The 1,423-nt window shown below is 70.9% G+C and carries 1 protein-coding gene; it reads left to right on the top strand.

All coding sequences use genetic code 11. The features are described from left to right. On the top strand, positions 1–1,419 hold a 1,419-nt coding region (locus A4V12_RS32985), incomplete at its 5' end, for an AbfB domain-containing protein (protein WP_064073183.1). Positions 1,420–1,423: the final 4 nt, after the last annotated feature.

The following is a 1,423-nucleotide window of genomic DNA, read 5'->3' as shown; positions in this document are numbered from 1 at the left end:
GACACGCAGCGTGTCGACGCCGCCGCGGTGGTGCGTCTCGATCCGAGCCCGGAGGTGCTGCTGCTCAGCGACCACGACTTCATCCACGCGCTGTGGCAGAAGGCCCGGGACGGCGGGGAGACGTTCGACGCGGTGCGCCAGGCCGCCGAGGCCGCCATGATGAGCGAGACGGCCGAGGACCACGTCGCGTTCATCGTCACCGGCATCCACGACGCCTACGCCGTCGACAAGCAGCGCGAGAAGGACAAGGCCGACGCCGCCCGCGCCGCCCGGCTGGCGAAGTCCCAGGCACTGATCGCCATCGGCATTCCCAACAGCCCCGACCTGCTCGACCTGAGCGACGACAACTTCATCCGCGCCGTGATGCGCCACGCCGCCGCCGGGCCCGAGGTCCGCGCCGCCGCGGCGACGGCCCTGGCCGCGGATGCGGCCGCCTGGCAGGAGTTCATCGCCAACGGCGCCCGCGAGGCCCACCAGCGCGACGTGGCCAACGAGCTGAAGGAGCTGGAGGAGAAGGACCGCGCGGAGGCCGAGCGCCGCAAGGAGATCGCCGCCCGCACCAACGCCGCCGCCCTGTTCCGCATCACCCCCTCCGAAGCCATGCTCGCCCTGGCCGACGACAACTTCATCCGCGAACTGCTGCGCCTGGCACCTGCCGACGCCAAGAGCAGCGAGTTGTACGCCGCCGGGCAGCGCGCGGTCCTCAGCCCCGATTCGGCGGTGTGGAAGCAGTTCATCCACACCGGCGCGGAGGAGGCGTACAAGAAGGACGACGAGGCGCGCCGCAAGCAGATCGCCGACGCCAACCGCCGCCTGGCGATCCAGATCCAGGCGGCCGCCGAGAAGACCGGTGTCAACCCGCACCTGGTCGCCACCGCGAAGAAGGCGCTGGCCGGCACCGACGAGGACGTGGCGAAGTTCCTCACCGCCGAGAGCCAGTACCGGGCCAAGCGCCAGTCGCTGCAGCCGGCGAGCGGCAGGCCGGCCGGCTTCTACATCCGCCAGTCCACGCCGGATGCGGGGGAGGCGTTCATCGCCCCGCTGTCGGCGAACTCCAGGCAGACCGACCGCGAGGACGGAACCTGGGTCGTCGTGCCCGCCCTCAACGGCGCCCCGGGCTGCTACTCCTTCGAGTCCTCCCGCAAGCTCGGCCACTACCTCACGCACAAGGACCTGCGCGTCAAGATGGCCGCGAGCGACAACAGCACCCAGTTCCGCAAGGACGCCACCTGGTGCGCCAAGAAGGGCCTGAGCGGCAGCGGCACCTCCTTCGAGTCCGCCGGCCAGCCCGGCCGGTTCCTGCGCGAGTACTACGGCGACCTCTACGTCGCCAACAAGTCCGCCAAGAACCGCTTCGACGTCGAGAAGGACTTCCCCCAGGACGCCACCTGGAAGATCACCACCCCCCTCGCGCGCTGACCGC

Source organism: Streptomyces noursei, assembly GCF_001646665.1.
GTDB classification, from domain to species: domain Bacteria; phylum Actinomycetota; class Actinomycetes; order Streptomycetales; family Streptomycetaceae; genus Streptomyces; species Streptomyces lavendulocolor.
The sequence above is the reverse complement of the archived record's forward strand: the minus strand, read 5'-3'. Positions and strand labels throughout refer to the sequence as shown.